Below are 26,116 nucleotides of genomic sequence, written 5' to 3' on the forward strand. Positions count from 1 at the left end.
CCCACTGCCGATACGGACCCGGAACCCCTCGCAAATTCCGTACCAAGAGCCTACGTCGGCATTTTGCGGTGCAGTATACGCGATCTTGCGTATGCGCCCGCTGCCCCAATCCGCGCCATCCTCACGGCACCAATCGCGTGGTCTCGAACAAAAAGTGGGGTGCTCATGTCGGACGAAGGAAACAAGGGCCTGTTATCGCCGTTTCGGCGCAAATTATTGATGGGAATGGCCGCCGTGCCGGCCATGACGATGCTGCCGCGGGGGGCATTCGCCCAGGCGCCGGCGACCTCGGCGGTCAACACCACGGGTCTCGCCGTCACCGACACCGAGGTGACGGTCGGCATCCTGCACTCGGCGACCGGCACCATGGCGATCTCCGAGACTGGCTCGATCCAGGCCGAAAAGCTCGCGATCGAGCAGATCAACGCGGCGGGCGGCGTGCTCGGCCGCAAGATCAAGTTCATCCAGGAGGACGGCGCATCGGATTGGCCGACCTTCGCCGAGAAGGCGAAGAAGCTCCTCGTCAACGACAAGGTTGCGGCGATCATGGGTTGCTGGACCTCGGCCTCCCGCAAGGCCGTGCTGCCGGTCGTCGAACAATACAACGGCATGCTCTACTACCCGACTTTCTACGAAGGCCTCGAGCAGTCCAAGAACGTGATCTACACCGGCCAGGAAGCGACGCAGCAGATTCTCGCGGGCCTCAACTGGATCGCCAAGGAGAAGGGCGCCAAGTCCTTCTTCTTCATCGGCTCGGACTACATCTGGCCGCGCACCTCGAACAAGATCGCGCGCAAGCACGTCGAGAACGTGCTGAAGGGCAAGGTCGTCGGCGAGGAATATTACGCGTTGGGCTCGACCCAGTTCAACTCGGTCATCAACAAGATCAAGCTGACCAAGCCGGACGTGATCTTCACCGACGTCGTCGGCGGCTCCAACGTCGCGTTCTACAAGCAGCTCAAGGCGGCCGGCATCGATCTCTCCAAGCAGGCGCTGCTGACGATCTCGGTGACCGAAGACGAGATCGACGGCATCGGCGGCGAGAACATCGCGGGCGCCTATGCGTGCATGAAGTATTTCCAGTCGCTCGACAATCCGAACAACAAGGCTTTCGTCTCGGCGTTCAAGAAGATGTGGGGCGAGAAGACCGTGATCGGCGACGTCACCCAGGCTGCCTATCTCGGCCCGTGGCTGTGGAAGCTGACGGTCGAGAAGGCCGGCTCCTTCGACGTCGACAAGATCGCGGCGGCCTCCCCGGGCGTCGAGTTCAAGGGCGCGCCGGAAGGCTATGTGCGCATCCACGAGAACCATCATTTGTGGTCGAAGACCCGGGTGGGGCGCGCCAAGCTCGATGGCCAGTTCGAGCTGATCTACGAGACCGCCGATCTCGTCGAGCCGGATCCGTTCCCGAAGGGCTATCAATAAGCGACGACATCCGTCGCGCTTCTCCCACAGGCCAAGCCGCTCCCTGGCGTGGATCGCAAGTCCATGCCGCAAGACCCCGCGTCGCGACTCTGCATCGCGACGCGGGACCCTTATCCCCGACGGAGGACATCGATGTTCGGCGACTATTCGCTTGGTGATCTCGGCTCCATCTTCGTCATGCAGGGCTTTGCCGGGCTGATCCTGTTCTCGGTCTACGTCCTGATGGCGCTCGGGCTTGCCATCATCTTCGGCCAGATGGGTGTCATCAACATGGCCCATGGCGAGTTCATGATCCTCGGGGCCTATGTCACCTGGATGACCTCGAATTTCTTTCAGGCCTATTTGCCGGGCCTGTTCAGCGGCTACTTCTTCCTCGCCATGATCCTCGCCTTCCTCGCCTCCGGCGCGCTGGGGATGGTGGTGGAATGGGTGCTGATACGGCACCTCTACAAGCGTCCGCTGGATACGCTGCTCGCCACCTGGGGCCTCAGCCTGATGCTGCAGCAGGCCTATCGCTCGGTGTTCGGCGCCCGCGAGGTCGGCGTCGAGCTGCCGCAATGGATGCTCGGTTCGCTCCAGGTCACCGACAGCATCGAGGTGCCGATCAACGGCATCTTCGTGATGTGCCTCACCGTGCTGATCACCATCTCGGTCGCCTACGTGCTCTACATGTCACGCTGGGGCCGCCAGGTCCGTGCCGTGGTGCAGAACCGCATCATGGCCGGCGCGGTCGGCATCAACACCGAGAAGGTCGACCGCTACACCTTCGGCCTCGGCTGCGGCATCGCCGGAATCGCCGGCAGCGCCTTCACCATGATCGGCTCGACCGGGCCGACGTCGGGGCAGCTCTATATCGTCGATACGTTCCTGGTCGTCGTGTTCGGCGGCGCCGCCAGCCTGCTCGGCACCATCGCCTCCGCCTTCTCGATCTCGCAGACGCAATCGACGCTCGAATTCTTCATGTCGGGCTCGATGGCCAAGGTGCTCACGCTGCTCGCGGTCGTCGGCATCCTGATGCTGCGGCCCCAGGGCCTCTTCGCCCTCAAAGTCCGCAAATAACGAGAAGCAGGCAAGTCATGATCATCAACTCACGCTTCTTCAACCGATCCGAACTGATGGGCTTCATCGCGCTGGCCGCCGTGCTGTTCGTGATCCTGCCGCTGACGCTGGATGTATTCCGCCTCAATCTGGTCGCGAAGTATCTGACCTACGCCTTCGTCGCGCTCGGCCTCGTGCTGTGCTGGGGCTATGGCGGCATCCTGAGCCTGGGGCAGGGCGTGTTCTTCGGCCTCGGCGGCTATTGCATGGCGATGTTCCTCAAACTCGAAGCCTCGAGCGTCGAGAACACCAAGATTCAGTCGACGCCCGGCATCCCCGACTTCATGGACTGGAATCAGATCACGTCACTGCCGCTGTTCTGGCAGCCGTTTCACAGCCTCACCTTCACCATCCTCGCCATCATCCTGGTCCCCGGCATCTTCGCCCTGATCATCGGCACCGCGATGTTCAAGCGCCGCGTCGGCGGCACCTACTTCGCGATCATCACCCAGGCCGTCGCCGCCATCCTCACCATCCTGATCGTCGGGCAGCAGGGCTATACCGGCGGTATCAACGGCATGACCGATCTGCGCACGCTCAAGGGCTGGGATATCCGGCCCGACCACGCCAAGATCATCCTGTACTTCGTCGAAGTGGTGCTGCTGTTCGCCTGCATCGGCATCGCGCAGTTCATCCGCCTGACCAAGCTCGGCCGCATCCTGGTCGCGATGCGCGAGCAGGAGGACCGCGTCCGCTTCTCCGGCTACAGCGTCGCCAATTTCAAGATCTTCGCCTTCTGCATGGCGGCGGTCTTCGCCGCGATCGGCGGTGCCATGTTCGCGCTCAATGTCGGGTTCATGTCGCCGTCCTTCGTCGGCATCGTGCCGTCGATCGAGATGGTGATCTACACCGCGGTCGGCGGGCGCATGTCGATCTTCGGCGCGATCTGGGGCGCCATCCTGGTGAATTTCGCCAAGACCAGCCTGTCGGAATCCTTTCCGCAACTCTGGCTGTTCGGCCTCGGCGCGCTGTTCATTGCGGTCGTGCTCGCCTTCCCGAACGGCCTGTCCGGGCTCTGGGCCGACTACGTGCAGCCGCGCATCGACCGGCTGTTCGGCTCGCGCAAGGCGAAGCCGGGCTGGAGCGACAATTCGGTCGCCGACGGCGCGCCGGCAGAGTGAGGGAATCAATCATGCTCGTCGGACACCAGCCCAAGGACTTCCTGCTCGCCGTCTCCGGCCTGACCGTCTCGTTCGACGGATTCAAGGCGGTCAACGATCTCTCCTTCTACGTCGAGGAGAACGAGATCCGCGTCATCATCGGTCCCAACGGCGCCGGCAAGACCACGGTGCTTGACCTGATCTGCGGCAAGACCAAGGCGACCTCGGGCTCGATCCAGTTTCGTGGCAAGGAGCTCACGAAGATGAAGGAGAACGAGATCGTGCAGACCGGCGTCGGACGCAAATTCCAGACGCCGTCGGTGTTCGAGGACCTCACCGTGTTCGAGAACCTCGAGATCTCGTTCCCGCGCGGCCGCACCGTGTTCGGCTCGCTGACCTTCCAGCGCGACCAGTTGGTGAAGGACCGGGTCGAGGAGGTCGCCGAGATGATCTTCCTCAAGGACAAGCTCAACACCTACGCCGACGAGCTCAGCCATGGCCAGAAGCAGTGGCTCGAGATCGGCATGCTGCTGATCCAGGACCCGGACCTTCTGATGCTCGATGAGCCCGTCGCCGGCATGAGCGTGTCCGAGCGCGCCAAGACCGCCGAGCTGCTCAACCGCATCATCAAGAACCGTTCGGTGCTCGTGATCGAGCACGACATGAAGTTCGTCGAGGACATCGCGCACAAGGTCACCGTGCTGCATCAGGGCCAGATTCTCTCCGAGGGCACCATGGAGAAGGTGAAGAACGATCCCAAGGTCGTTGAAGTGTACCTCGGTCACTAGGGAGCACGTGATGCTGGCAATTTCGGACCTCCACGTCGCCTACGGCCAGAGTGAGGTGCTGCACGGGCTCAACGTCAAGGTTGCGCCCAATGAGATCGTGGCGATCATGGGCCGCAACGGCATGGGTAAGACCACGCTGATGAAGTCGCTGATGGGTATCCTGCCGGCGAAGAGCGGCTCGGTGACCATGGACGGCGCCGAGCTCGGCAGCCTCAAGAGCTTTGAGCGGGTGGCCAAGGGCCTCGCCTACGTGCCGCAGGGCCGCATGATCTTCTCGACCATGACGGTGAAGGAGAACATCGAGACCGGGCTCGTCGTTTCCGGCGGCTCCGAGGTGCCGGGTGATATCTACGAATTGTTTCCGGTGCTGCTGGAAATGAAGGGCCGGCGCGGCGGCAATCTCTCCGGCGGCCAGCAGCAGCAGCTCGCGATCGCGCGTGCGCTCGCGACCAAGCCGAAGGTTCTGCTGCTGGACGAGCCGACCGAAGGCATCCAGCCCTCGATCATCAAGGAGATGGCGCGCACGCTGAAGCGCATCCGCGACGAGAAGGGACTCTCGATCGTCGTGTCCGAGCAGGTCCTGAGCTTTGCGCTCGATATCGCCGACCGCGTGCTGGTGATCGAGAACGGCGAGATCGTGCGGGACGATCCGCGCGATGCCGTCGATGCCGCGCAGGTCTCGAAATATCTGTCCGTCTAACCAACCGTAGTCAAAGGGGAGCCTCTCGATGCCAGAGACACTGATCAAGGTCGATCTCACCAAATCGGCCTATGAGAACGACATGGTGCACAACCGTTGGCACCCCGACATCCCGATCGTGGCGTGGGTCAATCCTGGCGACGATTTCATCATCGAGACCTATGACTGGACCGGCGGCTTCATCAAGAACAACGATTCCGCCGACGACGTGCGCGACATCGACCTGTCGATCGTGCACTTCCTGTCCGGACCGATCGGCGTCAAGGGCGCCGAGCCGGGCGACCTCCTCGTCGTCGATCTGCTCGATGTCGGTCCGCTCAAGGAAAGCCTGTGGGGCTTCAACGGCTTCTTCTCCAAGCAGAACGGCGGCGGCTTCCTCACCGACCATTTCCCGCTGGCGCAGAAGTCGATCTGGGACATCAAGGGCCTCTACACCTCGTCGCGCCACGTGCCCGGCGTCAACTTCGCCGGCCTGATCCATCCCGGCCTGATCGGCTGCCTGCCCGATCCCAAGATGCTGGACACCTGGAACAAGCGCGAGGCCGAGCTGATCTCGACCAATCCGACTCGCGTGCCTGGCCTGGCCAATCCTCCGTTCGCGCCGACGGCCCATGGCGGCCGCGCCAAGGGCGACGTCAAGGCCAAGATCGGCGCCGAAGGTGCGCGCACGGTGCCGCCGCGCGAGCATGGCGGCAATTGCGACATCAAGGATCTCTCGCGCGGCTCGAAGATCTACTTCCCGGTCTATGTGCCGGGCGCCGGTCTCTCGATGGGCGATCTGCACTTCAGCCAGGGCGACGGCGAGATCACCTTCTGCGGCGCCATCGAGATGGCCGGCTGGCTGCATCTCAAGGTCGAGGTGATCAAGGACGGCATGTCGAAATACGGAATCAAGAACCCGATCTTCAAGCCGTCGCCGATTACGCCGAACTACAAGGACTATCTGATCTTCGAAGGCATCTCGGTCGACGAAGCCGGCAAGCAGCACTATCTCGACGTCCACATCGCCTATCGCCAGGCCTGCCTGAACGCGATCGAGTATCTGAAGAAGTTCGGCTATTCCGGCGCCCAGGCCTACTCGATCCTCGGCACCGCGCCGTGCCAGGGCCACATCTCCGGCGTGGTCGACGTGCCCAATGCCTGCGCCACGCTGTGGCTGCCGACGGAGATCTTCGACTTCGACGTGATGCCGTCGGCGGCAGGGCCCATCAAGCACATCACCGGCGATATCCAGATGCCGATCTCGCCGGACAAGTGACGCTTGCGCTCCCTCTCCCCGTTCTTATGGGGAGAGGGAGGCGGACGCTCCGCCATGACCGAATGCGAAGGGGTACAAGATGCCGGTCTACGAATATCTCTGTGACGATTGCGGTCCCTTCAAGGACCTTCGCCCGATGGCGGAATGTGACGATCCGCAAAGCTGTCCGCACTGCGAGACCCCAGCGCCGCGGGTGATCCTGACCGCCCCGAATTTCTTCTGCATGCCGGCCGACAAGCGCAAGGCGCATGCCGTCAACGAGCGCAGTTCGCACGCGCCGCAGACGCTGGCGCAATACAAGGCCTCGCACGGCCCCGGCTGCGGCTGCTGCTCGTCGGGCAAGACGGTGAAGGACAAGGACTCGTCGGACAAGAAGAAGCCGGCGCGGCTGATGACCAAGTCCAGAAGCGGCGCCAAGGGCTTTCCGACGGCGCGGCCCTGGATGATCAGCCACTAACGCGACACGCCAGCATCAACAGACAAGGTACAGGAGCGCTCAACATGCTTCACGGTGACATCTCCAGCAGCAACGACACGGTCGGCGTCGCAGTCGTTAATTACAAGATGCCCCGCCTGCACACCAGGGCCGAGGTGCTCGACAACGCCCGCAAGATCGCCGACATGATCGTCGGCATGAAGCTCGGCCTGCCCGGCATGGACCTCGTGATCTTCCCGGAATATTCCACGCAAGGCATCATGTACGATTCCAAGGAGATGTACGAGACGGCATCCATGGTGCCCGGCGAGGAAACCGCGATCTTCGCCGAGGCCTGCCGCAAGGCCAAGGTCTGGGGCGTGTTCTCGCTGACCGGCGAGCGCCACGAGGAGCATCCTCACAAGGCGCCCTACAACACCCTGATCCTGATGAACGACAAGGGCGAGATCGTGCAGAAGTACCGCAAGATCATGCCATGGGTGCCGATCGAGGGCTGGTATCCCGGCAATTGCACCTATGTCTCCGACGGACCGAAGGGTCTCAAGGTCAGCCTGATCATCTGCGACGACGGCAATTACCCGGAGATCTGGCGCGACTGCGCCATGAAGGGCGCGGAGTTGATCGTACGCTGCCAGGGCTACATGTATCCGGCCAAGGAGCAGCAGGTCATGATCTCCAAGGCCATGGCTTGGGCGAACAACGTCTACGTCGCCGTCGCCAATGCCGCCGGCTTCGATGGCGTCTATTCCTATTTCGGGCATTCCGCGATCATCGGCTTCGACGGCCGCACGCTCGGCGAATGCGGCGAGGAGGATTACGGCATCCAATACGCCCAGCTCTCCAAGCATCTCATTCGTGACGCACGCCGCAATGGCCAGTCGCAGAACCATCTCTACAAGCTGGTCCATCGCGGCTACACCGGCATGATCAATTCCGGCGACAGCCCGCGCGGCGTCGCGGCATGTCCGTATGATTTCTACAAGAACTGGATCAGGGATCCCGAAGGCACGCGTGACATGGTCGAGGCGATGACCCGCTCGACGCCAGGGACTGACGAATGTCCGATCGACGGCATTCCGAACGGCGCGGCGGCCAGCAACTACTGAGCTGTTGGCGGATTCCGCGTCGGTGATCTTGGAGTGTGAGTCCCTCGAACGTCGCTAAGCGGGGACTGCCGCCCTCCCCCTCCAGGGCAGGGTAAGAAAGAGGAATTACCGCTTCTGCTCCGTGGGCCTGCGCGGGGGCCGCGGCGGCGCCGGCGTTCCCGCCATCTTGTTGGCGGCTTCGCTGACATCGAGCAGCGAGCGGCGGATGTCCTCGAGATAACCCGCCGACTTCTTCTTCATGGTGTCGGCAAGCTCGTGCAGTCCCTTGATCTTCTCGAACAGTTCGTCGGCCTTGCCGTCGACGAAGCCGGGCACCACGCCCTCGATCTTCGTGACCGCCTTATCGAAGCCCGCGAAGGCGCTGTCGACCTTGGCCATGACGGAATCGATCTCGGCGCTCTTGCTCCGGAGATCGGCGGTGTAGTTTTCGAACGTGCTCAGGCCTTCCTTGATTGCGGGGGCATTGCTGACGATCGCGCGGTCGACGCTGTGCAGGGTTTCGACGATGGTTTCGGCATCGCTGAGATCGGCGGTCAGGATGGGGACGCCGTCCGAGTCCAGCGGCACCGGTGGCGCGGAGGGCGCGCCCCCGATCAGTGAGATCGCAGCGACGCCAGTCAGGCCCTGGAACTCGATGCCCGCCACCGTGTCCTTGCGGATCGGCGCGGTATTGTCGAGCATCACCAGCGCCACGATCCGGCGCGGACTCTCCAGCTTGATCGAGCGGATCTGGCCGGCCGGCACACCGTCGAAATTGACCGGCCCGCCGCGGCGCAGGCCGCTGGCGGAGCCACCCTCGAACACCACACGCAACTGGCTGCGGCTCTGGATGGTGCGCCATTTCTGCACGCCGAGCACGCCGCCGAGCGCCACGGCGATCACCGCCAGCGTCGCCGTTCCGATCACCAGATTGCTCGCACGTGCCATACGGGGGAGGTTTTACGGCCAAAGCAGGGAAGTTGGAAGGAGGCTATAATGGTACGTAGGGCGGGTTAGCGAAGCGTAACCCGCCATGTTCGCCTCATTAGCCCTGCAATTTGGCGGATTACGCTGGCGCTAATCCGCCCTACAGCCTCAATGCCCGGCCGCGCGCCTTGCCGCGGCATTGTTCAGCACGATCAGGGCATCGACGGCCACGCCGGTCCTGGTGTTGATCAGGAACGGGTTGACGTCGATCGAGGCGATCCGGTCGCCGGCATCCGCAATCAAATTGGACAGGCCGACCAGCGCCTTCACCACCGAGGCTTCGTGCAGGACCGGCTTGCCGCGATAGCCGCGCATCTTGATGCCGGCCTTCGTACGGCCGATCAGGAGCCGCGCCTCGGCCTCGTCCAAAGGCGCGCCGGCGAGCGCGACGTCCTTCATCAGCTCGATGTCAATGCCACCGGTGCCGAACAGCACCACAGGCCCCATCTCGGCATCGAGGGAGGCGCCGACCACGAGCTCGAGCTCGGCCTTGACCTGCTGCGCGATCAGGACGCCTTCGAGCCTCGGCTTGCCTTTCAACTTGCTCACCCGGGCCGTGATATCGGCGAACGCCTTCTTCACCTCGGAGGCGCTGTTCAGGTTCAACACCACGCCGCCGATGTCGGACTTGTGCAGGATCTCAGCGCTGACGACCTTGGCCACGACCGGAAATCCGATCTGCTTGGCGATCCCTGCGGCTTCCGCCGCCGTCTGCGCGATCGCCTCCTTCGAGATCGGAATGCCATACGCCTTCAGGAGCTTCTTCGAGGCGACCTCGTCGAGCGCGGCGCCGCTTGCCGATTTCAGCGCCTTCTCCAGCACGGCGCGTGCAGCGGGCTTCGAGCTCGAGACGATGTCGGGCACCTCCTTGCGCAGCTTGGCGTAGGCGAGCAGCGACTTGATCGCGGTCACCGCCCGGTCCATGCCCTGCATGACCGCAAGATGCGGCAGCGACTTGCGCAAGGATTTGGTGAATTCGGTGAAGCCGATCGACATCGCGCTGATATAGATCACGGGCTTGCCGCCCTTGCTCGCCATCTCGTCGACGATGCGCAGATTGCGTTCGCGCAGCTCATGCGGCGCCTTCGGCAGCTCGGCATCGATGATGACGATGTCGATATCGGGATCGTCGATCATCAGCTTGATCGACTTCATATAGACGGAGGGATCGACGACCGCGGCAAAGCCGGCATCGAGCGGATTGCCGACGATCGAGCCCGGTCCGAGCATCTTCGCCAGCTCCGAGCTGACATGCGGGCTCAGCGGCGCGAACTTCAGGCCTTCTGCGTCGAAGGCGTCGATCAGCATGCCGCGCTTTCCGCCCGACAGCGTGACGGCGGCAAGCCGGTCGCCTTTGGGCACGGCAGCGTGCACGAAGCATTCGGTAGTCTCGATCAGCTCGTCGAGCCCGCCGACCCGGATCACGCCTTCGCGCGTTGCAACCGCGTCGAACGTCTCGATCGAGCCCGCGAGCGCGCCGGTGTGCGCCATTGCGGCGGCGCGGCCGCCTTCGGAGGCGCCGAGCTTGAGCGCGATGACGGGCTTGCTTGCGGCGCGCGCCGCCTTGCAGGCATCGCGGAACGCCCTGGTGTTGCGTACGCCTTCGAGGTAGACGACGATCACCTTGATGCTCGGATCCTCGGCGAAATAGCGCATCAGATCTGGCGTCTCGAGGCCGGCCTCGTTGCCTGTTGTCACCATGTAGCCGACCCCGACGCCGCGATCCTCCAGCGCCTGGCGGATCGCCATGACGATAGCGCCGGACTGCCCGGCGATCGCCACCGCGCCCTGCTCCATGGTCACGACACGGTCGTCGATGTTGGTGAAGAGCTTTTCCACGGCACTCAGATTGCCGAGGCAGTTCGGGCCGGTGACGGCAAGGCCCGTCTCGCGCACGGCCGCCTGCAATTCGGCGGCAAGCTTCTGGCTTTCCTCGTCCTGCAACTCGCTGAAGCCGGAAGTGACGATGGTGGCCGAACGCGCGCCCGCTGCGGCGGCGTCGCGGATGACCTGCACGGCGAAGCGCGCGGGCACCAGCACGAGGACGTGATCGGGCTTCTCGGGGAGACTCGCGAAGTCCTTGAAGCAGGGCACGCCCCAGACGGCGTCGCGCTTGGCGTTGACAGGATAGAGGCCGCCTTCGAAACCGTATTTGACCAGATTGTTCCAGATGCGTTCTGCATAATTTCCGGGCTTGTCGGTCGCACCCACCAGCACGATGTTGCGGGGGTGCAGCATGGCATGGATGCCTTTGACGATGTCGTCGGCGTCGGCTGGCGGAGACCATGGACGGGACGCGGACGCAGCAGGCACCTGGGCTTCCATGGCGGGACCTCACGTTATTCTTCTTGGTTGAGCGTTACTCCGTTCTATGGCGACTCCTTGGCAGTCGCAACCGCGCAGATGGTATGCCGCATCGTGGAATGCAGCAGGATGCGGAGTCGCAACGCGGCGCGCGGTCTATCTGTCGGCTCCGATCAGTGTTGCATGCAGAAGGTAGCGCTCGGGACCCGAGCTGACGGCGTCGAATGGCCAGCAGGTCGCGAGAATGAGCGCGTAGCCCGCTGACGCGGGATCGATGCCGGATGCGTCGAAACGGACCACGGCCGCGGAATCCGCGCGATAGCGGAAATGTCGACCGTCGCGACGCGTGACATCGATGATGTCGCCAATGACGACATTGCGCAGGAAGCGGAAATGAGTGTCGCGATGGGCGGCATAGACGGCAGTCCCGCGCTCGCCCGCATCGGCTGTCTGGTGGATATGACCGGGGCCAAAAGCCAGCGCCTGTCCGCTCGCGCCTTCCAGCACGATGGCGCTGGCGCCGATTCGCCTGACCTCGATCCGCGCGACCGGCCAGGTGTCGGCCCAGGACCACGGCTTCACCGCTTGCCCCGTCGCAACGCTTCGGTCGAACGCCCGCGCCAGCAGCATTTGCGCGAGCCACGCCTTGGCGTGGATGTAGGCGCCGTCACCGAACAGGACGAGGCCGATCAGGGCCAGAACCAGAGGAGATATGATTCGGGGCATCTGTATTCTCTTCCCCCCAAAAAAAGGCGCGCGCGGCCGTTGATGACGGGACAGGCAGCCGCGCGCGCTAACAGAGGAGTCGGGGGGCTCCTCTCTCAAGCGGCGTTGGTGAGCAAGGGCCGACGCCGGTTGAACACGAACAGGACAAGGGCGAGCACGATCAGGATCAGACCGGCGATCATCTTCAGCTCGGCCGAGGTCGCCGTCTTGGGCAGGCGGATCGCATCGGGCGCTGCGGGCGTCGGGCGCCGCGCGGCCGGTGAGGTGGCTGCATCGGCATGGCGCTCGCGCAACTGCGCCGGGATCTGCGGCCGTTCGCCAAACACCTTCTCGAAATCCCAGCCGGCCGGCAGGTTGATCGGCAATTCGCTGAGCTTGAGCGGCGCGCCTTCGGGGCGGCTCGGCGTTCGGTCGACGGCGACCAGGCTGGTCAGGCGCGTGACGACCTGATGGTCGAGCGCCAGCGCCAGGATCGCCTTGTCGGCCTCCTCGGGGGCGAGCTCCCGCATGGCGCGCGCCACTTCGGCGTCGCCGATCTTGCGCCTGGCCCAGAGTTTCGACAGGCCCTTGCCTTCGGCGGCTTGTTGCAGCGGCAGCGACACCGACCATGGACGGTCGCCGACCCGTCCCCTGATCTCGAGCGCGCCCGCGAGCTTGTCGAGCTTCGCCGCCAGCACCAGCGGCTCGTCGCGATAGACGTCCGGGATGATCGCCGGGGTGACGTCGGCGTTGGCCTCGGAGAATTTCGCGGTGAGGCCGGTCACGGCCGGGTTTTCGAGCTTGGCGAACAGGCCGCGCATGCGCTCCTCCACCTGTTCGACCGAGCCGATATGGGTGAAAGCTCCGCGGCCGAGTTCGGCGGCGCGCGTCATCAGATAGGTGTTGGGCGCCGACCCGATGCCGACCATGAAGACACGCGAGCGGCCGCGCATCGCCGTGATCGCTTCGAACAATTGCTGCTCGTTGCCGATTGCGCCGTCGGTCAGGAAAACCACCTGGCGAACCATGCCGGTGTCGCCGAGCTTGTCGGCCAGCGCTGCGCGCATCGCCGGCACCATCTCGGTGCCGCCGCGCGCCTGCAAAGCGCTCACGAACGAGGTCGCCTCGCCGACATGCGCGGCATCTGCCGGCACGGAAGCGGGAAACAGCACGTCCATGGTGTCGTCGAACCGAATGACGTTGAAGCGATCGGTCGGCTGAAGCCGGGAGAGCGCGTAAGCGAGGCTCGCCTTGGCCTGGACGATCGACGTGCCGCCCATCGACCCCGAATTGTCGATCACGAACACGACCTCGCGTGGCAACGGCTTTTTTGTCGCCTGCTCGGTGCTGGGCGGGGTGACGAAGGCGAGCAGATAATCGGCGTCGCCGACACGTTCGCGGAACAGGCCGACCGATGGCGCTTTCTCGGCGGCGGGCTTCCAGGTCAGCTCGAAGTCGCGGTCGGCGGGGACCACGCCGTCGGCGAGCGTGACGATCCGTGTCGCGCTGTCCGGGCTGTCGATCTTGACGTTATGGTGGTGGCTCTTGACCTCGCCGAGCGCGAAGCCGGCGTTCAGGCGCACCGTGATGCTGGTCGGATTGACCGGTGTAGCCTTGGCGGGGTCCAGCACAGGCGGCGAGATCCGGTCGCGGTCCGGTACCGGGTCCGATGTTGCCGCGCCCCAGCCCGATCCATCCTTGCGGAAGTCGACGCTCTGGACGATCGGCGCCGGATTGTAGCGCGGTCCGACCACCAGCGGCAGCCGGAGCGAATATTCGTTGCCGGATTGGTGCACGGGCTCCTGATATTCGATCTGCACCAGCACGGTTTCGCCGGGGCCGATATTGGCAACCGAATTGGTGAAGATGTTTGGCCGTTCCTGCTCGGTGAGCGCGGCCCTCTGACCGGCGCGGCGCGCCTCTTCGTAGATCACACGCGCCTGCTGCCGCTCCTTGATGTCTCCCACGATGATACGGTCGCCGACCACCATCTTCAGCGTATCGATGGCACCGCCGGTCGCGAGCGGATAGACATAGGTCGCCTCGACCCAATCCTGGGTCGGGTTGCGGAATACCTGAGTGATCCGGGCACGCAAGGTCGGGCCGGAAACCGTGATGTCGACGTCGATGCCGAGGCGGATCGCTTCCGTGATGGCGTCGCCGTCCTTCAGGAGCAGGCTTCCGGACCTTGCATCGCCGGGCTGGAGCAAGCTGGCCTGCTCGGTCGTTGCCGACCAACTCGTCCCGAAGCTGACGAGCAGGGCCACGAAGGCCATCAGCATCACCGCGATGCCCTGAGCGAGGAGCAACAATCCGAACTTGATCAGTCCTTTCAACAGGGGGTGCTCGTCGTTGTCGGCTGTGTCGTAGGTGTCCATTTGGCCTGCTCCCGAAAGGGCGTTTGCTGGCTCCGAGCATTCGCCGGGAGCAGCCGCTTTCGCGAGCAGAATGATCGGCAATGTTCCGCCACGGCCGGCCGGGTGCGCCGCGGCCGGGGCGGCCATGTGCGGTTTTGTGCTGGTTTGTCCGGCCTGCTAGAGTGGCCGTGCTGGAGCAGGGCTAACGATGCAGATGCAGGACAAGGTTTCCGACAAGCAGCTTTCGGATGAACAGAGCCGCGAGATCGCCGAGACCATTCGCGAGGAGCTCGCCCGGCGCCGGATGTCCCGGCAGGCGCTGGCCGAGCAGGCCAAGCTCAGCCTCTCCACGCTGGAGAAGGTGCTCGGCGGACGACGCCCATTCACGCTGGCGACGACGGTCCGGCTGGAGCAGGCACTGGGCGTTTCCTTACGCAAAGGTCCCGTCGTGCCGGCGCCTCAGGCCGCCAACGATGTCGCTCCCGACAGCCTCGGCTCCTATGCGCATCGCGCCGTGACCTGGCTGGAAGACGTCTACATCACGTTGCGGCCGTCCTTCGGCGACAAGGACGCGATTTTCGCCTACCGCACCGAGATCGTCTGGGAGCCGAAAGTCTCCTCGCTGGTCTTCCGCGAGGGCGATCGAACCGATGCCGCCTACGAACATACCGGCGAGGTCGCCGTCCCCCATCAGTCCGGCTTCATCTACCTCGTCATCATCAAGCACGGCCAGCACCGCGTGATCACGGTGTCGCGGCCGACGGTGTCCGGCGAGATGTACGGCATCATCTCGACGCTTCGTGCAGGCCCTGGTTCGCAGCTCACGCCGATCGCGGCACCGATCGCCTATGTGCCGCTCAAGAACGTCCCGCAGCCATCCCTGGGGCGAGTTGCGCCTGGCGATGCCAACCACGCCCTGTATCGAAAGCATCTCCGCCGCACGGTGGAAGAGCCTTTTGCGCTGTTCTTGACGCAATAATCCGCGATCGACAGGCCGGCACGCCGGAAAAACAAAAGCATCCGCGACGGACGCTATCGTCAGGCGTTGGCGACCTTCTTGTCGACCTCCGAGGCCACCGAGAATTCCTTGCGCAAGGTCGGCTTGTGGATCTTGCCTGTGGCGTTGCGCGGCAGCGCGTCGACGAAGCGGATCTGGCGCGGGCACTTGAAGCGCGCCAGATTGGCCGCGCAATGCGCGAAGACCTCGGTCTCAGTGAGCTTCTGGCCGGGCTTGACCGCGACGATGGCAAGACCCACCTCGCCCCATTGCGGGTCGGGGATACCGATCACGGCAGCCTCCGCGATGGCCGTGAGCTGATGCAGGACGTTCTCGACCTCGGCCGGATAGACGTTCTCGCCGCCGGAGATGTACATGTCCTTCCAGCGGTCGACGATGTAGTAGAAGCCTTCCTCGTCGATACGCGTCGCATCGCCGGTGTGCAGCCAGCCGTCGGTGAAGGAGGTCTTGTTCGCCTCCGGCCTGTTCCAATAGCCCGGCGTGATGTTGGGGCCTCTGACCCAGAGCTCGCCGAGCTCGCCGATATCGGCATCGCTGCCGTTGGGGCGCACGATGCGCACCTCCGTATGCAGCACGGGCTTGCCGGCGGAGCCGGCCTTGCGCGCCGCATCCTCGCGATCGAGCACCAAGACGGCCGGCGAGGTCTCGGTCATGCCGTAACCCTGCTGCAGGGCGACGCCGCGCGCCTCCCACACTTTCAGCAGCGGCACCGGCATCGGCGCGCCGCCGACACCGCCGACGATCAGCCGGCTGAGGTCGGTCGTCGCAAACGCGGGATGCTGCGCCATGAACTGGTAGATCGCGGGAACGCCGAAGAACACGTTGATGCCCTGTGCGGGGTCGTTGATCAGGCCCAGCGCGGTGCCGGGATCGAACGCGCGCATGATCATCACGGTGCCGCCGGCATGCAGCACCGGATTGGTGTAGCAGTTGAGACCGCCGGTGTGGAATAGCGGCAGCACGGTGAGCAGCACCGAGGATGGCCCGATGCAGGCGGGGCCGCCGAGATTGACGCAATTCCAGAAGGTCATGCCATGGGTGATGGTCGCGCCCTTCGGATGGCCCGTCGTGCCCGATGTGTACATGATGGTCGAGACGTCATCGAGCGTGACTTCCTCGGCGCGATCAAGCGGCTTTGCGGCCGCAATGCCGGCCTCATAGGACCCGCCCGGGCCGAGCAGCAGGCTGGTCGCGACGCCGCAGAGCTTGGCGACGGCAAGCGCCGTCTCGGCGAGCTCGACGTCGTGGATCATCACCTTCGGCGCGCAATCGCCGGTGATGAATTGAAGCTCGGGAACGGTGAGGCGGGTGTTCAGCGGCACGAAGATGGCGCCGAGGCGGCCGCAGGCGAACTGTACCTCCAGCGTATCGGTCGTGTTCAGCGCCAGCACCGCAACGCGGTCGCCGCGCGAGACGTTCAGCGTGTGGCGCAGGAGCGAAGCGAGGCGGGAGACACGGGCGTCCAACTGCGAATAGGTGAAGCGGCGCTCGCTCGCGAGGTCGATCACCGCGATCTTGTTCGGAGTGCGGCGGCCATGATGAACGATCCAGTCGTAGTAACGAACGGCCAAAAATACCTCCCCTGCGCACTATGCCGGCGTGGCCCTGGGGCCAGCCGGAGTCTGTGCAGCAACGTCTTTTTGCGCCAGAGTTGGCCTGCGAGCGAGGAAAATCGTCTTGCGTTGAGTTGCTAGGTGGGACGCAACAGTGGAGCGGCTCCTTTCGGACAGCCACTCTGCGCAAGTGAATGGCAAATGTTCCAGCCATGGTGAACCAGCGAATCCGCCAACAGGGCGAGACCAATGAAAAGCCCGTTCTATACCGCCGAGCACGACGCCTTCCGCGACGTCATGCGGCGTTTCGTCGACAAGGAGATCACCCCGTTTGCCCATGAGTGGGACGAGGCCGGCGAATTTCCCCGTGAGCTCTATCGCAAGTCGGCGGAGATCGGCCTGTTGGGACTCGGATTTCCCGAGGAATATGGCGGGATCGCCGCCGATCAGTTCATGAAGATTGTTGCCAGCCAGGAGCTGGCGCGAGCCGGCGCCGGTGGCGTCAGCGCCAGCCTGATGAGCCACACCATCGGCTCGCCGCCGATCGCGCGGGCGGCTCGGCCCGAGGTGAAGGCGCGCGTGCTGCCGCAGGTGCTGTCGGGCGAGAAGATCTCCGCGCTCGCGATCACCGAGCCGGGCGGTGGCTCCGATGTCGCGGGCCTCCGCACCAGGGCACGGCGCGACGGCGATCACTATGTGGTGAGCGGAGAAAAGACATTCATCACCTCGGGGATGCGGGCCGATTATCTGACCGTTGCGGTGCGCACCGGCGGCGAGGGCGCCGGCGGCGTCAGCCTGCTCCTGATCGAAGGAGATACGCCAGGCCTGTCGCGCACCAAGCTCAAGAAGATGGGCTGGTGGGCCTCCGACACCGCGACGCTGCATTTCGACGAATGCCGCGTGCCGACCGAAAACCTGATCGGCGAGGAAGGCCAGGGCTTCAAGATCATCATGCAGAATTTCAACAGCGAGCGCATGGGCATGGCGGCGGGCTGCACCGCCTTCGCCCGGGTCTGTCTCGACGAGGCCATCGCCTACGCCAGGGAGCGCAAGACCTTCGGCAAGCCGCTCGCCCAGCATCAGGTCATCAGGCACAAGATCGTCGACATGGCGCAGAAGGTGGCAGCCTCGCAAGCAATGCTGGAGATGCTGGCCTGGCGGCTCGAGCAGGGCGAGAGCCCGGTTGCGGAAATCTGCATGATGAAGAACCAGGCGACGCAGACCATGGCATTCTGCGCCTCGGAAGCCGTACAGATTTTTGGCGGCGCCGGATTCATGCGCGGCATCAAGGCCGAGCGCATCTATCGCGAAGTCAAGGTCAACGCCATCGGCGGCGGCACCGAGGAGATCATGAAGGATCTGGCATCGCGGCAGATGGGGTTGTAACCGCGTCCTCCGTCATGCCCGGGCAGAAGCGCGAAGCGCGTCTTCGCGCTAGACGTCCCGGGCATCCACGTTCTTGTTGCCGGGTGACGAAGGCGTGGATGGCCGGGACAAGCCCGGCCATGACGAGCAAATGAGAGATATCGAGAGTTGAGCCGACGACATGCTATTCACCGCCGACCACGACGACATCCGCCGTTCCTTACAAAAATTCATCGCGAACGAGATCAATCCCCATGTCGATGAATGGGAGAAGGCCGACATCTTCCCGGCCCATGAGCTGTTCAAGAAGATGGGCAATCTCGGCTTCCTCGGGCTGAACAAGCCGGTGGAGTTCGGCGGCTCGGGCCTCGACTACTCCTATGCGCTGATGATGGCGGAGGAGTTAGGGGCCATCACCTGCGGCGGCGTGCCGATGGCGATCGGGGTGCAGACCGACATGGCAACGCCGGCGCTGGCGCGCTTCGGCTCGGACGAGGTCCGTCGTGAATTTCTGGCTCCCTCGATTGCCGGAGATTATGTCGCCTGCATCGGCGTCTCCGAGCCCGGCGCGGGGTCAGACGTCGCCTCGATCAAGACGCAGGCGCGCTCCGACGGCGACGATTACGTCATCAACGGCGGCAAGATGTGGATCACCAACGGCACCCAGGCCGACTGGATCTGCCTGCTCGCCAACACCGGCGACGGCCCCGTCCACCGCAACAAGTCGCTGATCTGCGTGCCCATGAAGAGCAAGGGCGTCACCGTCGCGCGAAAGCTCGACAAGATGGGCATGCGCTCCTCCGATACCGCGCAGATCTTCTTCGACAACGTCCGCGTGCCCAAGCGCAACCGGATCGGCGAGGAGGGCAAGGGTTTCACCTACCAGATGATCCAGTTCCAGGAGGAGCGGCTGTGGGGCGCGGCTGCCTGCCTCAAGTCGCACGAATACATCATCAACGAGACCATCGCGTACACCCGCAACCGCAAGGCCTTTGGCCAGAGCATCCTCGACAACCAGGTCGTGCACTTCAAGCTCGCGGAGATGCAGACCGAGGTCGAGCTGCTGCGCGCGCTGATCTATCGTGCCGCCGAGCAGCTGGTCGCCGGCGAAGACGTGACGCGGCTCGCGACCATGGCCAAGCTGAAGGCCGGTCGCCTCGGCCGCGAGCTCACCGACGCCTGCTTGCAATATTGGGGCGGAATGGGCTTTACCAACGAGACGCCGGTCAGCCGCGCTTATCGCGACAGCCGCCTGACCTCGATCGGCGGCGGTGCCGACGAGGTCATGCTGATGGTCCTGTGCAAGATGATGGGTACGTTGCCCGGCAGCAAAGGGAGTGCTTGATGATCACGCTCTATCACTGCGACGCCGCGCGCTCGTTTCGCCCGCTCTGGATGCTGGAGGAGATGGGGCTGCCCTATGAGCTCAAGATGCTGCCGTTCCCGCCGCGCGTCTTCGCCAAGGAATATCTTGCGCTCAATCCGCTGGGCACGATTCCCTTCATGGTCGACGGTGAGACCAAGATGACCGAATCCTCCGGCATCTGCCATTATCTCGGCATCAAACACGGCCCGACGCCGCTGATGGTCGGACCGGAGGATCCCGCCTATGGCGCTTTCCTGAACTGGATGTATTTCAGCGATGCCACGTTAACCTTTCCGCAGACGCTGGTGCTCCGATACACCCAGCTCGAGCCGGAGGAGCGTCGTAACCCGCAGGTCGCCGGCGACTATGCCAAATGGTTCTTGGGCCGACTGCGCGCCGTCGAGGCAGCCACCGCCAATGCCGAAACATTGTGCGCCGGCCGCTTCACCGCCGCTGACATCGTCATCGGATACGCGCTTCGACTGGCGAGCAATATCGGGCTCGCCAAGGATTTTGGGCCAAATGTCGCAGCCTATTGGGCACGCCTGCAGCAGCGCGACGGTTTCAAGCGTGCTGTTGCCGCGGAACAGAAGGCTGGCGTCGAGCAGAATGTTGCACCGAGGGTGAAGGCGTAGAGCAGACGGTCATTCCGGGACGATACGCAGCATCGAACCCGGAATCTCGCGCAGCAATCTCCAGGTTCCCCGGTGCGCAATTGCGCACCTGAGGTTCGGTCTGCGACCGCCCCGGAACGACGATGCCTGTTTTCATGACAGCGCTATCCTATCGTGACAGCGGCCAAATTTCCGCTAAGGTGACCTCCGTCCGCAGCGGCCAGAGAGCCGCGCGAGGAGGAACCCAATGGAAGATAAAGGTCGCGAATCCGACCATCTGATGCTGATCACGCCGGAGCGGGTTTTCTATGCCGGCCTGCTCGGGCGCCCTCGCAAGCGGACCCCCGGCTGCTGCCATGTCTATGTCGCGGTGAAGGGCAGCCTGCATCTGACGATCGACGACGTCCACACCTCGGACGAACTGATCGTGACCTTGCCGAACCAGCGGCACACCATCGCCAGCGACTATCGCACCGTCATCAGCGTCACGCTGGAGCCGGAGAGCATGCCGGACGGCGTGATCGAGGCCCTGGCCATGCGGCTGCGCGGGCCGGACAAAGCCGCCTATGCCCGCAAGATCCTCGCCGCTTACGCGTTGCTGCGCCAGCGCCGCTATGGCGACATCACCACCGCCGAGTTCGACGAGATGTGCTTTGGCGAGGCGCTGCCGCGCCGCGTGCTCGATCCGCGCATCACCCGGGCCGTCGCCCGCATCGAGCGCTTCTCCGGCGAGCCGGTGACGGCGGATACTTGCGCCGCCGAAGCCGGACTGTCCGCCTCGCGCTTCCTGCATCTGTTCAAGGAGGAGACCGGCATCTCGTTCCGCTCCTTCCGCGCCTGGAAGCGCGCGCGGCATCTGCTGCACTTCGCCAACCAGGATCTCAACCTCGCCCATCTCGCGCAGGACATCGGCTATCCCGACTCGACCCATTTCAGCCACTCGATCCGCCGCTTTTACGGCCTGAAGCCGCGCGCGATCTTCGTCGGCTCGCGCGACCTTGCGATCTACCGCAGCACCGAGACGGTGCGGATGGCGGAGGCTTCGTAGCCTCGTAGGGTGGGTTAGCCGGACAGATGCGCAAGGCGCATCTGTCCGGCGTAACCCACCACTTCTGCTTCCGCGGAGATTGACGTTGGTGGGTTACGCCTTCGGCTAACCCACCCTACGATTCGCTGTTTTTCCCAGCTTCTCCGCGCAAGAAGCCGCATGCCGCCCATCACATGATCGCAAACGTTGAATTCTCAACGTGCGAGATATTGTTGGCATGAGCGACAAGGCCGTTATCACCTGCGCGCTGAACGGCGTGCTCACCGACCCCAAGCAGCACAACGTACCCGTGACGCCCGAGCAGATGGCGCGCGAAGCCAAGGCCGCGTTCGAGGCCGGCGCGTCGGTCATGCACATCCATCTGCGCCAGCAGGCGCCGGGCAAGGGGCACCTGCCGTCCTGGGAGGTGAGCGTCAGCAGGGAGATTCAGCAGGCCATCCGCGAAGCCTGCCCCGGCGTCATCATCAACCACACCTCGGGCGTGTCGGGGCCGAACTACTCCGGCGCGCTCGATTGCATCCGCGAGACCAAGCCCGAGATCGCGGCCTGCAATGCCGGCTCGCTCAATTATTTGAAGGTGAAGGCCGACAACACCTGGGCCTGGCCGCCGATGATGTTCGACAACGCGGTCGAGAAGGTGAAGGACTATCTCGACGTCATGAACGCGGTCGGCACCATCCCCGAGTTCGAATGCTTCGACGTCGGCATCGTCCGCTGCGTCGGCATGTACCACCAGGTCGGCATGTACAGGGGACCGCTCGAATACAACTTCGTGATGGGCGTTGCCTCCGGCATGCCCGCCGATCCCGAGCTGCTGCCGATCCTGATCAAGCTGAAGCGTCCCGAGGCGCATTTCCAGGTCACCGCCATCGGCCGCGAGGAGATCTGGCCGCTGCACCAGCGCTGCGCCGAGCTCGGGGGACACTTGCGCACCGGACTCGAGGACACCTTCTATCTCGCCGACGGCAAGAAGGTGACCTCGAACGGCCAGCTGATCGAAGCCATCGCCGCCTGCGCAAGGCGTGCGGGGCGCGAGATCGCGAGCCCGGCCGAATCGCGGAAGATCTTTGGGACGAACAGGTAAGATATCGCCTCACCCGTCATTGCGAGCGAAGCGAAGCAATCCAGAATCTCTCCTCAGCTGCGGTCTGGATTGCGTCGTCGCTTCGCTCCTTGCAATGACGAGCAGGATCAAGTCATGTCCATCCTCGAAAACACCATCTCCCCCGGCGGGGCAGCCTACCAGGCCAACCGCGACGGTATGCTCGGTCTCATCGACCGCATGCGCGCGCTGGAAGAGCGCACGCGTGCCGCATCTGCCGCGGCGAAGGACCGTTTCCACAAGCGCGGTCAGCTGCTGCCGCGCGAGCGTGTCGCGCTGGTGCTCGATCCCGGCGCGCCCTTCATCGAGCTGTCCACGCTGGCCGGCTACCTGTTCGACGTGCCGGACGCGAGCAAGAGCGTGCCCGGCGGCGGCGTCATCGCCGGCATCGGCTTCGTTTCGGGCGTCCGCTGCATGGTCAGCGCCAGCGATTCCGGCATCGATGCCGGCGCGCTGCAGCCTTTCGGCCTCGACAAGACGCTGCGGGTGCAGGAGCTCGCGCTGGAGAACAAGCTGCCCTATGTGCAGCTCGTCGAAAGCGCCGGCGCCAACCTGTTGCGCTACCGCGTCGAGGACTTTGTCCGCGGCGGCAATATCTTTCGCAATTTGGCGCGGCTCTCGGCGGCAGGCCTGCCTGTCGTCACCGTCACGCACGGCTCCTCGACCGCCGGCGGCGCCTATCAGACCGGCTTGTCCGATTACATTGTGATGGTCCGCGGCCGCACCCGCGCCTTTCTCGCAGGACCGCCGCTGCTGAAGGCTGCGACCGGCGAGATCGCAACCGAGGAGGAGCTCGGCGGCGCCGAGATGCACACGCAGGTCTCAGGCCTCGGCGACTATCTCGCCGAGGACGACCGTGACGCACTGCGCATCGCGCGCGAGATCATGGCCGCGCTGCAATGGGAGCGGCCGGGCCGGGCGGCTCCGGAATTCAAGCCGCCCCGCTACGACCAGGACGAGCTGCTCGGCATCATGCCGATGGACCACAAGCGCCCGGTCGACATGCGCCAAGTGATCGCGCGCATCGTCGACGATTCCGATTTCACCGAGATGGCGCCCAATTACGGCCCGGCCACCGTCTGCGGCCATGCCCGGATCGAGGGACAGGCCATCGGCATCATCACCAACAACGGCCCGCTCGATCCCGCCGGCGCCAACAAGGCGACGCATTTCATCCAGGCCTGCTGCCAGACGCGTACGCCGTTGCTCTATCTCAACAACACGACCGGCTACATGGTCGGCAAGGCCTATGAGGAAGCCGGCATGATCAAGCACGGCTCGAAGATGATCCAGGCGGTCACTTCGGCGACGGTGCCGCAGATCACCATCTATTGCGGTGCCTCGTTCGGCGCAGGCAATTACGGCATGTGCGGGCGCGGCTTCCATCCGCGCTTCTGCTTCTCCTGGCCCAACGCCAAGACCGCCGTGATGGGCGGCGAGCAGGCCGCCGAGACCATGGCCATCGTCACCGAAGCGGCCGCCGCCCGCCGCGGCAAGCCGATCGAGAAGGAGAAGCTCGATGCCATGAGGGCGCAGATCATCGGCGTATTCGACGGCCAGATGGATGTGTTCTCGACCAGCGCGCGCGTGCTCGACGACGGCGTGATCGATCCGCGCGACACCCGCGCGGTGCTGTCCGAAGTGCTCGCGATCTGCCGCGAGGGCGATGCACGCACGCCGCAGCGCATGCAGTTTTCGGTGGCCCGCCCATGAGGAACGGATCAGTGCAGCACCGGCCGTTCCATAAGGTCTTGGTAGCCAATCGCGGCGAGATCGCTCTGCGCGTGATGCGCAGCGCGCGGCGGCTCGGCCTCGGTGTCGTCGCGGTCTATTCGGACGCGGATCGCGATGCGCTCCATGTGCGGCAAGCCGACCAGGCCGTGCGCATCGGCGAAGCGCTTCCGGCGCAGTCCTATCTCAACATCCCCGCGATCATCGCAGCGGCCAAGGCGAGCGGTGCCGATGCCGTCCATCCCGGCTACGGCTTCCTCGCCGAGAACGAGGCGTTTGCACAAGCCTGCAAGGATGCCGGCTTGGTCTTCATCGGCCCGTCGCCGCAGGCGATCGAGGCGATGGGCAACAAGGCCGGCGCCAAGGACATCATGAAGAAGGCCGGCGTTCCCGTCGTGCCTGGCTATCAGGGCGCCGAGCAGGGCGACGAAATCATGCTCGCGGAGGCCAGGAAGATCGGCTTTCCCGTCATGATCAAGGCCGTCGCCGGCGGCGGCGGCCGCGGCATGCGGCTCGTCACTGAGGCGGCCGCGTTCCCGGATGCGCTGCGCAGCGCGCGGTCGGAAGCCAAGGCCGCGTTCGGCGATCCCACAATCATCCTCGAGCGCGCGATCCAAAATCCACGGCATATCGAGATCCAGGTGTTCGGCGACAGCTTCGGCAACGCCATTCATCTCGGCGAGCGCGACTGCTCGGTGCAGCGTCGGCACCAGAAGCTGATCGAGGAGGCGCCGTCGCCCGCCGTCACGCCGGAGCTGCGCGCCAGGATGGGCGAGGTCGCCGTCGCGGCCGTGAAGGCGCTGCGCTATGAGGGCGCGGGCACGCTGGAATTCCTGCTCGATGCCAGCGGCGAATTCTACTTCATGGAGATGAACACGCGTCTTCAGGTCGAGCATCCCGTCACCGAGGCGATCACCGGGCTCGATCTGGTCGAGCTGCAGCTGCGCGTCGCGCGCGGCGAGCAATTGCCGGTGAAGCAGCAGGACATCAAGTTCTCCGGCCACGCCATCGAGGTGCGGCTGTGCTCGGAAGATGCCGCGCACGACTTCATGCCGCAGTCGGGCCGCATGGCGCGCTGGCAGGTGCCTGACAGCATCCGTGTCGAGCACGCGCTGCAATCGGGCTCGGAGATTCCCCCGTTCTACGATTCCATGATCGCCAAGGCGATCAGCCATGGCACCACGCGCGAGGAGGCGAGGGGACGGCTGATCGTCGGCCTGGAGCAGCTCACCGCGTTCGGCGTGACGACCAACCAGGCGTTCCTGATGTCGTGCCTGCGTCATCCCGGCTTTGCCAAGGGCGAGGCGACGACGGCTTTCATCGGAGCGCATCGCGACGAATTGCTGGCGCCGCGGCGAGAGGCGGCATTCGATACGGCGCTCGCAGGCCTGCTGCTCTATGTCACCAACCCGCGCGCGCCGTGCTGGCAAAGTGGCCGGAGCCTGTCGGCCACGTTCGCGCTTCCTGCGAAGATCGAGATCGCAGGCCACGCGCGCGAGCTCGACATCACGCGCGAGCGCGACGGCAGCTATACCGTAGCGACCGATGGCCGGCAGGACCGGTTCGAGATCGAGCAGCTTGATTCCGACGTGATCCGCTTCCGCCATGACGGCGTGATGGACAGCGCCAAATTCCTGCGCGACGGCGACCGGCTCCACCTCCAGCATCGCGGTATCCCGCTCACAGTGAGTGACCTGACCCTCGCTGCGCCGAAGGCGGCCGCAAGCAATGGCGGCGACGGTAAGGTCCGCGCGGCCCTGAACGGCCGCGTCGTCGCCGTCCTGGTCAAGCCGGGCGACCGCGTCGCAGCCGGCCAGCCGGTGATGACGCTGGAGGCGATGAAGATGGAGCACGTCCACAAGGCCGGCATCGACGGCGTCGTCGCCGCGATCGACGTCGCCGAGGGCGAGCAGGTGACCACGGGCAGGATCGTGGCGGAGATCGCCGCCTAACCTCGTGTCCCGGACGCGCGAAGCGCGAGCCGGGAGCCATGTCGCCCAAGGCGCGTGCTGCGAGGCCGGCCCGCACGAGAAATTGGGCCTCTCCCAAATTCTGAAAATATAATAATCCCAATTG

21 protein-coding genes are annotated in these 26,116 nt (G+C 64.5%); 16 read left to right on the plus strand and 5 right to left on the minus strand.

Features of this window, described 5'->3' with window-relative positions; genetic code table 11:
• The first annotated feature begins 165 nt into the window (after positions 1–165).
• From urtA to K410_RS0105110, 8 genes are all read left to right on the plus strand, one after another.
• On the plus strand, positions 166–1,425 hold the full coding sequence (gene urtA / locus K410_RS0105075) for an urea ABC transporter substrate-binding protein (RefSeq protein WP_028133830.1): 1,260 nt from the start codon (positions 166–168) through the stop codon (positions 1,423–1,425).
• Between the two features lie 132 nt (positions 1,426–1,557).
• Complete coding sequence (urtB, locus tag K410_RS0105080) at positions 1,558–2,484, plus strand: urea ABC transporter permease subunit UrtB (RefSeq protein ID WP_028133831.1); 927 nt, start codon at positions 1,558–1,560, stop codon at positions 2,482–2,484.
• 17 nt (positions 2,485–2,501) lie between these two features.
• Complete coding sequence (gene urtC, locus K410_RS0105085) at positions 2,502–3,644, plus strand: urea ABC transporter permease subunit UrtC (RefSeq protein ID WP_049819941.1); 1,143 nt, start codon at positions 2,502–2,504, stop codon at positions 3,642–3,644.
• An 11-nt stretch (positions 3,645–3,655) separates the two neighbouring features.
• Positions 3,656–4,411, plus strand: a complete 756-nt coding sequence (urtD, locus tag K410_RS0105090; protein ID WP_028133833.1) for an urea ABC transporter ATP-binding protein UrtD — start codon at positions 3,656–3,658, stop codon at positions 4,409–4,411.
• Between the two features lie 10 nt (positions 4,412–4,421).
• Complete coding sequence (gene urtE / locus K410_RS0105095; RefSeq protein ID WP_028133834.1) at positions 4,422–5,111, plus strand: urea ABC transporter ATP-binding subunit UrtE; 690 nt, start codon at positions 4,422–4,424, stop codon at positions 5,109–5,111.
• A gap of 28 nt (positions 5,112–5,139) precedes the next feature.
• On the plus strand, positions 5,140–6,369 hold the full coding sequence (gene fmdA / locus K410_RS0105100) for a formamidase (protein ID WP_028133835.1): 1,230 nt from the start codon (positions 5,140–5,142) through the stop codon (positions 6,367–6,369).
• 79 nt (positions 6,370–6,448) lie between these two features.
• On the plus strand, positions 6,449–6,826 hold the full coding sequence (locus tag K410_RS0105105) for an FmdB family zinc ribbon protein (protein WP_028133836.1): 378 nt from the start codon (positions 6,449–6,451) through the stop codon (positions 6,824–6,826).
• A gap of 44 nt (positions 6,827–6,870) precedes the next feature.
• Entirely contained in the window at positions 6,871–7,911 is a 1,041-nt protein-coding gene (locus K410_RS0105110) for an aliphatic amidase (protein ID WP_028133837.1), read from the plus strand.
• Between the two features lie 105 nt (positions 7,912–8,016).
• On the opposite strand, the gene K410_RS0105115 is transcribed toward K410_RS0105110, so the two are convergent.
• The 4 genes from K410_RS0105115 to K410_RS0105130 form a co-directional block, all read right to left on the minus strand.
• Positions 8,017–8,838, minus strand: coding sequence for an MlaD family protein (locus tag K410_RS0105115; RefSeq protein ID WP_028133838.1), 822 nt, complete (start codon positions 8,836–8,838; stop codon positions 8,017–8,019).
• Positions 8,839–8,985: 147 nt separating this feature from the next.
• Positions 8,986–11,202: an acetate--CoA ligase family protein gene (locus K410_RS0105120; RefSeq protein ID WP_028133839.1), complete on the minus strand. Its 2,217-nt coding sequence runs from the start codon at positions 11,200–11,202 to the stop codon at positions 8,986–8,988.
• Positions 11,203–11,337: 135 nt separating this feature from the next.
• Positions 11,338–11,907, minus strand: a complete 570-nt coding sequence (locus K410_RS0105125; protein ID WP_028133840.1) for a class GN sortase — start codon at positions 11,905–11,907, stop codon at positions 11,338–11,340.
• Positions 11,908–12,002: 95 nt separating this feature from the next.
• A complete protein-coding gene (locus K410_RS0105130) occupies positions 12,003–14,264 on the minus strand; it encodes a marine proteobacterial sortase target protein (protein ID WP_028133841.1) in 2,262 nt (753 codons plus the stop codon).
• Between the two features lie 187 nt (positions 14,265–14,451).
• On the opposite strand from K410_RS0105130, the gene K410_RS0105135 reads away from it, so the two are divergent.
• Positions 14,452–15,222, plus strand: a complete 771-nt coding sequence (locus K410_RS0105135; protein ID WP_028133842.1) for a helix-turn-helix domain-containing protein — start codon at positions 14,452–14,454, stop codon at positions 15,220–15,222.
• Positions 15,223–15,281: 59 nt separating this feature from the next.
• Here K410_RS0105135 and K410_RS0105140 read toward each other — a convergent pair whose 3' ends face one another.
• Positions 15,282–16,832, minus strand: coding sequence for an acyl-CoA synthetase (locus K410_RS0105140; protein ID WP_028133843.1), 1,551 nt, complete (start codon positions 16,830–16,832; stop codon positions 15,282–15,284).
• Positions 16,833–17,063: 231 nt separating this feature from the next.
• On the opposite strand from K410_RS0105140, the gene K410_RS0105145 reads away from it, so the two are divergent.
• The 7 genes from K410_RS0105145 to K410_RS0105175 all read left to right on the plus strand — a co-directional run bounded on the left by K410_RS0105145 (position 17,064) and on the right by K410_RS0105175 (position 25,992).
• Entirely contained in the window at positions 17,064–18,200 is a 1,137-nt protein-coding gene (locus tag K410_RS0105145; RefSeq protein ID WP_028133844.1) for an acyl-CoA dehydrogenase family protein, read from the plus strand.
• A gap of 160 nt (positions 18,201–18,360) precedes the next feature.
• Entirely contained in the window at positions 18,361–19,524 is a 1,164-nt protein-coding gene (locus K410_RS0105150; RefSeq protein ID WP_028133845.1) for an acyl-CoA dehydrogenase family protein, read from the plus strand.
• Complete coding sequence (locus K410_RS0105155; protein ID WP_028133846.1) at positions 19,524–20,180, plus strand: glutathione S-transferase family protein; 657 nt, start codon at positions 19,524–19,526, stop codon at positions 20,178–20,180. Before K410_RS0105150 ends, K410_RS0105155 begins: the two co-directional genes overlap by 1 nt.
• 226 nt (positions 20,181–20,406) lie before the next feature.
• Complete coding sequence (locus K410_RS0105160) at positions 20,407–21,207, plus strand: helix-turn-helix domain-containing protein (protein WP_028133847.1); 801 nt, start codon at positions 20,407–20,409, stop codon at positions 21,205–21,207.
• Between the two features lie 217 nt (positions 21,208–21,424).
• The gene (locus tag K410_RS0105165) at positions 21,425–22,291 is read left to right on the plus strand and encodes a beta-keto acid cleavage family enzyme (protein WP_028133848.1); all 867 of its coding nucleotides are present in this window, start codon (positions 21,425–21,427) and stop codon (positions 22,289–22,291) included.
• Positions 22,292–22,405: 114 nt separating this feature from the next.
• Positions 22,406–24,022 carry an acyl-CoA carboxylase subunit beta gene (locus tag K410_RS0105170; protein ID WP_028133849.1) on the plus strand — a complete coding sequence of 539 codons (1,617 nt, stop codon included), beginning with the start codon at positions 22,406–22,408 and terminating at the stop codon, positions 24,020–24,022.
• Positions 24,019–25,992, plus strand: a complete 1,974-nt coding sequence (locus K410_RS0105175) for an acetyl/propionyl/methylcrotonyl-CoA carboxylase subunit alpha (RefSeq protein ID WP_028133850.1) — start codon at positions 24,019–24,021, stop codon at positions 25,990–25,992. Before K410_RS0105170 ends, K410_RS0105175 begins: the two co-directional genes overlap by 4 nt.
• The last annotated feature ends 124 nt before the right edge of the window (positions 25,993–26,116 follow it).

Source organism: Bradyrhizobium sp. 22 (assembly GCF_000482425.1).
In the GTDB taxonomy this organism is placed as follows: domain Bacteria; phylum Pseudomonadota; class Alphaproteobacteria; order Rhizobiales; family Xanthobacteraceae; genus Bradyrhizobium; species Bradyrhizobium japonicum_B.

Bases quoted from the DNA above. Each gene is read 5' to 3' on its own strand.
- urtA (WP_028133830.1), top strand. From the start codon at position 166: ATGTCGGACGAAGGAAACAAGGGCCTGTTATCGCCGTTTCGGCGCAAA.
- urtB (WP_028133831.1), top strand. From the start codon at position 1,558: ATGTTCGGCGACTATTCGCTTGGTGATCTCGGCTCCATCTTCGTCATG.
- urtC (WP_049819941.1), top strand. From the start codon at position 2,502: ATGATCATCAACTCACGCTTCTTCAACCGATCCGAACTGATGGGCTTC.
- urtD (WP_028133833.1), top strand. From the start codon at position 3,656: ATGCTCGTCGGACACCAGCCCAAGGACTTCCTGCTCGCCGTCTCCGGC.
- urtE (WP_028133834.1), top strand. From the start codon at position 4,422: ATGCTGGCAATTTCGGACCTCCACGTCGCCTACGGCCAGAGTGAGGTG.
- fmdA (WP_028133835.1), top strand. From the start codon at position 5,140: ATGCCAGAGACACTGATCAAGGTCGATCTCACCAAATCGGCCTATGAG.
- K410_RS0105105 (WP_028133836.1), top strand. From the start codon at position 6,449: ATGCCGGTCTACGAATATCTCTGTGACGATTGCGGTCCCTTCAAGGAC.
- K410_RS0105110 (WP_028133837.1), top strand. From the start codon at position 6,871: ATGCTTCACGGTGACATCTCCAGCAGCAACGACACGGTCGGCGTCGCA.
- K410_RS0105115 (WP_028133838.1), bottom strand. From the start codon at position 8,838: ATGGCACGTGCGAGCAATCTGGTGATCGGAACGGCGACGCTGGCGGTG.
- K410_RS0105120 (WP_028133839.1), bottom strand. From the start codon at position 11,202: ATGGAAGCCCAGGTGCCTGCTGCGTCCGCGTCCCGTCCATGGTCTCCG.
- K410_RS0105125 (WP_028133840.1), bottom strand. From the start codon at position 11,907: ATGCCCCGAATCATATCTCCTCTGGTTCTGGCCCTGATCGGCCTCGTC.
- K410_RS0105130 (WP_028133841.1), bottom strand. From the start codon at position 14,264: ATGGACACCTACGACACAGCCGACAACGACGAGCACCCCCTGTTGAAA.
- K410_RS0105135 (WP_028133842.1), top strand. From the start codon at position 14,452: ATGCAGATGCAGGACAAGGTTTCCGACAAGCAGCTTTCGGATGAACAG.
- K410_RS0105145 (WP_028133844.1), top strand. From the start codon at position 17,064: ATGAAAAGCCCGTTCTATACCGCCGAGCACGACGCCTTCCGCGACGTC.
- K410_RS0105150 (WP_028133845.1), top strand. From the start codon at position 18,361: ATGCTATTCACCGCCGACCACGACGACATCCGCCGTTCCTTACAAAAA.
- K410_RS0105155 (WP_028133846.1), top strand. From the start codon at position 19,524: ATGATCACGCTCTATCACTGCGACGCCGCGCGCTCGTTTCGCCCGCTC.
- K410_RS0105160 (WP_028133847.1), top strand. From the start codon at position 20,407: ATGGAAGATAAAGGTCGCGAATCCGACCATCTGATGCTGATCACGCCG.
- K410_RS0105165 (WP_028133848.1), top strand. From the start codon at position 21,425: ATGAGCGACAAGGCCGTTATCACCTGCGCGCTGAACGGCGTGCTCACC.
- K410_RS0105170 (WP_028133849.1), top strand. From the start codon at position 22,406: ATGTCCATCCTCGAAAACACCATCTCCCCCGGCGGGGCAGCCTACCAG.
- K410_RS0105175 (WP_028133850.1), top strand. From the start codon at position 24,019: ATGAGGAACGGATCAGTGCAGCACCGGCCGTTCCATAAGGTCTTGGTA.